This window comes from Senegalimassilia anaerobia JC110 (genome assembly GCF_000236865.1).
GTDB lineage: Bacteria > Actinomycetota > Coriobacteriia > Coriobacteriales > Eggerthellaceae > Senegalimassilia > Senegalimassilia anaerobia.
Genome location: NZ_HE611017.1, coordinates 19,273 through 26,152, shown reverse-complemented (window position 1 = coordinate 26,152; position 6,880 = coordinate 19,273). Strand labels below are relative to the sequence as shown.

General features: G+C 62.0%; 7 protein-coding genes. 5 read left to right on the top strand and 2 right to left on the bottom strand.

Features of this window, described 5'->3' with window-relative positions:
• The first annotated feature begins 180 nt into the window (after positions 1-180).
• Positions 181-1,077 carry an Rpn family recombination-promoting nuclease/putative transposase gene (locus SFHG_RS10205; RefSeq protein ID WP_052297892.1) on the top strand — a complete coding sequence of 299 codons (897 nt, stop codon included), beginning with the start codon at positions 181-183 and terminating at the stop codon, positions 1,075-1,077.
• A 151-nt stretch (positions 1,078-1,228) separates the two neighbouring features.
• On the opposite strand, the gene SFHG_RS08320 is transcribed toward SFHG_RS10205, so the two are convergent.
• Positions 1,229-1,777 (bottom strand): DnaB-like helicase N-terminal domain-containing protein, encoded by a 549-nt coding sequence (locus tag SFHG_RS08320; RefSeq protein WP_042436301.1) that lies wholly within the window; start codon positions 1,775-1,777, stop codon positions 1,229-1,231.
• A 338-nt stretch (positions 1,778-2,115) separates the two neighbouring features.
• Between SFHG_RS08320 and SFHG_RS08315 the strand changes: the two genes are divergently transcribed.
• A complete protein-coding gene (locus SFHG_RS08315; RefSeq protein ID WP_042436299.1) occupies positions 2,116-2,685 on the top strand; it encodes an HNH endonuclease in 570 nt (189 codons plus the stop codon).
• A gap of 283 nt (positions 2,686-2,968) precedes the next feature.
• Here the strand turns inward: SFHG_RS08315 and SFHG_RS08310 are convergent, their stop codons facing one another.
• On the bottom strand, positions 2,969-3,394 hold the full coding sequence (locus tag SFHG_RS08310; protein WP_042436298.1) for a single-stranded DNA-binding protein: 426 nt from the start codon (positions 3,392-3,394) through the stop codon (positions 2,969-2,971).
• Positions 3,395-3,951: 557 nt separating this feature from the next.
• Here SFHG_RS08310 and SFHG_RS08305 point away from each other — a divergent pair.
• The 3 genes from SFHG_RS08305 to SFHG_RS08295 form a co-directional block, all read left to right on the top strand.
• Positions 3,952-4,710, top strand: a complete 759-nt coding sequence (locus SFHG_RS08305; protein WP_042436297.1) for an adenine nucleotide alpha hydrolase family protein — start codon at positions 3,952-3,954, stop codon at positions 4,708-4,710.
• A 42-nt stretch (positions 4,711-4,752) separates the two neighbouring features.
• Positions 4,753-5,634, top strand: a complete 882-nt coding sequence (locus SFHG_RS08300; RefSeq protein ID WP_042436296.1) for an electron transfer flavoprotein subunit alpha/FixB family protein — start codon at positions 4,753-4,755, stop codon at positions 5,632-5,634.
• A 190-nt stretch (positions 5,635-5,824) separates the two neighbouring features.
• Positions 5,825-6,880 (top strand): FAD-dependent oxidoreductase (locus SFHG_RS08295; RefSeq protein WP_052297934.1); only part of this gene is annotated, 1,056 nt, incomplete at its 3' end.

The window sequence follows — 6,880 nt, the reverse complement described above, 5'->3', positions numbered from 1 at the left end:
ACAAGGATAACGCTGACACGGTACAATCTGCTCGCACCGTGCGCATCCCGTATCGCGCCAGAAAGGGAGCGCACCTTGACATAGGGTAGGCATCAGAGCTTTCCCGACCGCGCCCTAAGCGGATGCGGCGACCAACCAGTTTGGCCGTCGCTGAAGCGACGGCCGGAAAGGAGAAAGAGCATGCAAGCCATCATCGAAGATAAGGCGAAGGAGCCGGGCTTCACCAACTCTGTCGTCTTCAACCTCGTCATGCGAAGGAACCCAGATCTTTGCAAAGGGGTCGTTGAAGCCGCCCTCGGGTTCGAGCTATCTAAGATCTCGTACATCGAGACGGAGAAGACGATCCAGCCAAAGCTGACGAGCAGGAACGTCCGCCTCGACGTCGTCGCAAAAGCCGACGGCAAGATGATCGACATCGAGATGCAGGTAGCCTACGAGCCGTCGCTGGCGAGACGGGCGAGATACTACGAATCGGCGATGGACACCGATGCGTTGAAGTCGGGCATTCCCTACCATGAGCTCCCGGAAAGCTACGTCATCTTCTTCTGCAAAGGCGCACCGTTCGGAAAAGGCTGCGCGGAACGTCGCTTCGCTATGATGGATGCGCTGCACCCGACGGAGAAGATGGCGCTTGACGACGGCAGGACCGTCGTCGTGCTGTCGGCCGGTAATTGGGCCGAGGCCGAGAGCTCTTCGTTGTCCAGGTTGCTAAAATACATCCATACCGGAAACGTTGACGACGGCTCGGACGACTTGACATCGAGGTTGGAGAACGCCGTGCGCGAGCTTCGAGAGGATGAAGACAACATGGGCTATATGACCTTAGCGGAGCAGTTGGAGATCTTAGAACGAACTGCAGACGAGAAGCTGGCCGAGAAAGACGAGCAGCTGGCCGAGCAACGCCGGCAGCTGGCCGAGCAACGCCGGCAGCTGGCCGAGAAAGAAGAGCAGATCGGCCGAGGGCAATCCATCAAAGAACTTGCCGTTCGTCTCATTTCCGAGGGGCGCGGCGAGGAGTTCATGGAGGCAGCGTCAGACGATGCCGCGATGGAGCGCCTTCTCAACGATGGAGAATAGCCTACCCTGAAAGGAGCGCCGAGAGCCCTGCGGATGTTTCCGCGGGGCTCTCCTATTGCACCATAAGCAGAGGAAGCGACCAGAGAACGATGAAGGGAGGCGGATGACCGCCTCCCTTCTGCGTTTCCCCTCTGCGGCGTTCACCGGCCGGTCATTGCCTGAGTCCACAGCAGGGGCAGTACGTAGCCCCGGCCGGAACGCTCCCGCCGCACCCTTCGCACTTCGACGGTGCTGAAATAGGCCTTTGCGCCATCATCAGCTGCCTCGAGGCTCCTGCTATGCCGCTCATCGCCTGTTCGATCACGTTTGCGGGGTCTTCCTTTGCGGACACCCCTGCGTCAATGAGAGCCGCGACGCGTTCGAGCTGGTTCAGGACCGACATGGTCTTCACGATGCGGGCATGGCTTGCCCAGTTGGTGATAGCGAACGAGCAGGAGGCGAGATCGAGGATGTAAGATGCGCCCCCGATCTGCTCAAGGGCCCCGTGGGTGTCCAAGAAGTGCTTCAGCGTGAGCTGGTCGATGGGCTCGCCTTGGTCGGCGATGCCCTCCATCGCCTTCCAGATGACCTGGTGAGCGCTTCTCCCGAAATCGGTCGGTCGAAGGATGCCCCGGGCCGCAGGGAAGACAGATGGGTCGAGGATGGCCGCCGCGAGCACAGACTTCTCCGCTTCGACCTCAATCAAGAGCTTCTTCTCCATGGTTCCGTCCTTTCGCGCCGCCGTGCGGCAGCGCATAGAATGCCTGCCGCACCTGCCGTTCGCTTGCCGTTGTCAAGGATCAGCGCGCCTTCGGGCGTTATGCCGGGCGCACGGTGCGACGACATCATATCATGTGCGAAAGCTGTGCGAAAATCGGGTGCATTGCCGACAAAGCCGAACGCGCAGAGCGCCGGCTGATTAGCGCGGCGATATACGTTAGGCCAGGTCAATCAACGCTGCCACATGGCAGCGTTGTATTCGTCTGAGGATAACTACGAGAGAGCGGAGGGGCTATGGCGAGGCGAAACGGCTGGAAGGTTGAGATAAAGAAACCGCGGATGTGCTTCACCCGATTCTCATACGAGCGGTATCCCGCCTTCAGGTACGTGAAGGATGGGAAGCGGGCGTACCATTGGGAGGCCACAGGGCTTTCCGAGAGCGAAGCGAAGCGCTACGAGGAGGCGGCGCGCAGAGACGGCTATTCGGTGAGGGCGCTCCCTCCGGCTCTGCTCAGGTCGTCGGGCTACCGCCGCGAGTTCATGTCGCGAAACCCAGGCCCATGGCGCTGCCGTTATTGCGGCAGGGCGCTGCGCCGCGACGAGGACATGGAGGTCGACCATCTGGTTCCAGTGGCCGCCGTGCAGAAATCCCCTGTCGCGCGCCAGATTCTGGCGAGCATCGGCGCGGAGAGCGTGAACGATGCGTCGAACCTCGCCCCGAGCTGCCACGCATGCAACGCCAGGAAGGGAAGCAAGACGGGGCTTTGGCTGATTCGCGGCGTTTTGGGAGCTTATCGGTCATATTGGATCGTCCTCCGCATTGCGCAGGCGCTGCTTGCCGCTCTTTGCCTCTGGCTCGTTTTCGGGGGAGGGGTTGCTCGCGCAGCCAACATTCTGCGTTTCTGCTAAGCGGCGTCTTTCGAGCTCTGCGAGACCTAGACTGCAAAAACCCAGGTCAATCAACGCTGCCATGTTGGCAGCGTTATAGCTGCGCGAGGATATTCACGCTATCAAATTCTGGTATGTGGATCGTTGCGGGAGACTGTTGGCGCGCCGAGCGAGGAGAGTGGGCCGCGGCGATATGCCGCGGCCCTCGTGCCGTCTCATCCGATCCTACCAAAGCGGCGGCAGGGAAAGAGCCATCGAAATGGCTATATCCTCAGCTTCGCGATCAAGGCTTCCGCACCCGTTCCTAGAAGACGACGTCTTCATCGTAATAGGGGACGTTGACGGTGTCGTAGCCGCCTGCTGCAGACGAGCCTTTCGCGGCGGATGCCGAGACGGCACCGCTTCGCGGGGGCAGCTCGACCTCCTGCACCGCAACCTCGATCTTGCTGTGCGCCTTCCCGTCCTTCTCCCATCGGCTGTAGCGAAGCTTCCCGCCGACGGTCACCTTCGTTCCCTTTTTCAGATAGGGAGCCAGGGCGAGGGGCCTTTCATTCCCGCTTATGAAGCAGGGAATGAAATCGGTGCGATCCTCCCACTGGCCGGTGCTGGCGTTCTTCTTGCGGTCGCCGACCGCGAGGGTGAAGGACAAGACGGCCCACCCCGACTGCGTCGTGCGCAGCTCGGCATCTCGGGTGATGTTTCCTGTGATTCCGACATGGTTGTAGGACATGGTTCTACCTCCGTTCTGCGCACAGACGAACCGGCCGGGCGGCCGCACTCTGATAGGTTCGGTTTTCAACGTGCGCGATAGTCCTGCTGGCATTTGCGAGAACAGGTGCAATCTCAAAGTAGCATCACCTGACAGGCCGGTCAAAAAATCGAAACGTCCGGCTCTTTGTGGTCATTTTGTGTGGTCGGCGTGCTTAATTCTCCACAACTATTTTCGATACCTTCGTCTTCGCCTTGCAACGTCATCGCCATGATGACCTTCCTTCGTATGCATTTCCCAGCGATAGGAATTCCAAACCCCTACGTCCATTTACGACTAGCTAATAACTGACTATAAGGCGGTACCACCATAGTTAAAAATTAAGTAAGAGGGTATTCACGGTTATCTGGCGATGGCAGGAGGGGTTGGGGAGCGCAAGATGGCCCTGTCACGTAAGCGACCCGCCGAAACGCAGACGCACCCCGCAAAACGGACGTGCAACCCGCAAGGGGTTACGTCGAAGCGGTCGCTACGAAGGTAAGAACCTCTGTAACAAGCTTATGAAGGGAAGGCTCAAGATGAAGATAGCCGCTGCATTCAAGGTGGTTCCTGACGATCAGGACATCAAGGTCGCCGGTGATCGCACGCTGGACTACTCCAAGGCGAAGAACACCATCTCCGTGTACGACCTGAACGCTCTGGAGGTGGCTGCTCAGCTGGCCGCCGAGGTCGAGGGTTCCGCTGCTGTGGCCATTACCGCGGGTCCGGCTTCCATCGACGAGGCCAAGCTCAAGAAGAGCGCTCTGGCCCGTGGCGTTGACGAGCTGTTCATGACCGCTGACGACGCCTGCGCCGGCATGGATGCCAAGGCCACCGCTGCCGAGCTGGCCAAGCTGGTCGCTCAGATCGGCGACGTGGACCTGGTCGTGTGCGGCGACGGTTCCGCTGACAACTATGCTCAGCAGGTCGACGTGCAGCTGGCTTGCAAGCTGGGCTGGCCTGTGGTGAACGCCGCCACGAAGGTCACCTGCAAGGGCGACGTGCTCGAGGTCGAGCGCACGCTCGAGGACGCCGTCGAGGTCGTCGAGGTTGCCCTGCCGGCCGTTGTGTCCGTCACCCCGGACGCCGCCGAGCCCCGCATCCCCGGCATGAAGGACATCCTGGCCGCCGGCAAGAAGCCGATGAACGTCGCCGGTGCTTCCGACGTCGCCGCCGCCGCCATCGAGGTCGTCGACTGCAAGGCTCCCGAGCAGGCCGACCGCAAGCTCGAGATCTTCGACGCTTCCGAGGACGGCGCTATCGACAGCTTCGTGGCCGCCATCAAGGCCGCCCTGTAGGCCCACGCGTAATCAAGCAAAAGAAAGGCAGAGTGGATACTCATGAAGGCATTGATCATTGCTGAGCACGCAGCTGCGGCCGCAGAGCTGGTTGCAGGCGCGCGCACCATGGCCGACGAGGTCGTGGCAATCTCCTTCGGCGGCGCTTACGAGTGCGGCGCCGACAAGGTGCTCAACATCACCGTTCCCGAGGGCCTGACCGTTGACTCGGCCGTCGAGACCGTGAACGCCGCGTTCGACGCTGAGAACCCCGAGGTCGTCCTGGTGGAGGCTTGCCGCCACATGAAGGTCATCGCCGGCAGCCTGGCGTTCCACGCCGACACCGCCGTCATCACCGACGTTACCGCTTTCGAGGCCGGGGGCGCCAAGAGCATGTACTTCGGCGGCATCGCCGAGCGCGTGCAGAAGGCCGCTGGCAACGTTGCCATCTACACCGTCGGCGCTGGCGTGTTCGATGGCGCCGAGGGCGCTAACGGCTCCGTCGCCGAGCAGGAGTGGGTTGCCCCCGCTCGCCCGGTGAAGGTCGTTTCCTCCCAGGTCATCGAGAAGAGCGGCGTGAACCTGTTCAAGGCAGACGTCGTCGTGGCCGCCGGCCGCGGCTTCGCCGAGGAGTCTCAGCTGTCCCTGGCCAACGACCTGTGCGACAAGCTGGGTGCCGGCCTTGCCTGCTCCCGTCCGCTGACCGAGGGCGTCAACTGGCTGCCAACCGAGCGCTACGTCGGCGTTTCCGGCCTGATGCTGACCCCGAAGGTCTACATCGCCGCGGGCATCTCCGGCCAGATGCAGCACATGGTCGGCTGCAACCGCTCCGGTGCCATTTTCGCTATCAACAAGGACAAGAACGCTCCTATTTTCAAGCAGTGCGACTTCGGTCTGATCGGCGACATCAAGGATGTCCTGCCGGCCATCACTGCAGCCCTGTAAGGGGACTCCTTCCGCACCGCGCTTCAGCGCAAACCCTTGTGCGAAAACCTCTCCTAAGGTTCGACCCCTCCAAAGATTCGACCCCTCCAACAAGATGACCCCTTTACATCTTCGTTATCGGAGCGCGGTGCGGGAGTCTCGATAGTTGATTGATTGGCGGCCGTAAGGCCGCCAATGAAAGGATATCTTCATGTCAGATTTCGACATCATCGTCGTGGGATCTGGCTGCGCGGGCGGCGTGGCGGCTTACGTGGCCGCATCCGCCGGCAAGTCCGTCCTGGTCGTCGAGCGCGGCAACTTCGCCGGCGCCAAGAACATGACCGGCGGCCGCATCTACTCCCACTCCCTCAAGCAGGTCTTCCCCGACTTCGAGTCCGAAGCGCCCATCGAGCGCAAGATCACCCACGAGCGCATCGCCATGATGGACCCGAAGTCGCAGATGACCGTTGACTTCACTTCCGCCGAGCTCGGCGAGGAGGGCAAGGACTCCTACTCCGTGCTGCGCGGTCCCTTCGACCAGTGGCTGGCCGAGAAGGCCGAGGAGGCCGGTGCCGAGTACATTTGCGGCATCGCCGTAGAGGAGCTCATCAAGGACGAGTCCGGCCGCGTGACCGGCGTCCGCGCCGGCGACGACGAGATCACCGCCGATGTGGTCATCCTGGCCGAAGGCACCAACTCCATGCTCTCCGAGCGCTGCCTGGGCAACGCCCGTCCCAAGGCCAATCAGATGGCCGTGGGCATCAAGGAGGTCTTCGAGCTTCCCGCCAACGTCATCGAGGACCGCTTCCTGCTCCCCGAGGGCGAGGGTGCGGCCATGCTGTTCGTGGGCGACTGCACCAAGGGCAGCGTCGGCGGCGGCTTCCTGTACACCAACAAGGAGTCCATCTCCCTGGGCCTGGTGGCCACCATCTCCCTGGCTGCGGACGGCAGCCGCAACGAGGTGCCGGTCTACCAGATGCTCGAGGACTTCAAGAACCACCCGGCCGTGGCCCCCATCATCCGCAGCGCCGAGATGGTCGAGCATTCCGGCCACATGGTGCCCGAGGGCGGCTACAACATGATCCCGAAGTACGTCTTCGACGGCTGCCTGATCGCCGGCGAGACCGCGGGCCTGTGCATGAACATGGGCTACCAGGTGCGCGGCATGGACTTCGCCGTGGCGTCGGGCCGCATGGCCGCCGAGGCGGCGGTGGCCGCCATCGACGCCGGCGACACCTCCGCGGCCGGCCTGGCCTCCTACAAGGCC

What these genes read in the sequence shown, in the direction of transcription:
- SFHG_RS10205 (WP_052297892.1), top strand. Translation starts at nt 181, where the DNA reads ATGCAAGCCATCATCGAAGATAAGGCGAAGGAGCCGGGCTTCACCAAC.
- SFHG_RS08315 (WP_042436299.1), top strand. Translation starts at nt 2,116, where the DNA reads ATGTGCTTCACCCGATTCTCATACGAGCGGTATCCCGCCTTCAGGTAC.
- SFHG_RS08320 (WP_042436301.1), bottom strand. Translation starts at nt 1,777, where the DNA reads ATGGAGAAGAAGCTCTTGATTGAGGTCGAAGCGGAGAAGTCTGTGCTC.
- SFHG_RS08300 (WP_042436296.1), top strand. Translation starts at nt 4,753, where the DNA reads ATGAAGGCATTGATCATTGCTGAGCACGCAGCTGCGGCCGCAGAGCTG.
- SFHG_RS08310 (WP_042436298.1), bottom strand. Translation starts at nt 3,394, where the DNA reads ATGTCCTACAACCATGTCGGAATCACAGGAAACATCACCCGAGATGCC.
- SFHG_RS08305 (WP_042436297.1), top strand. Translation starts at nt 3,952, where the DNA reads ATGAAGATAGCCGCTGCATTCAAGGTGGTTCCTGACGATCAGGACATC.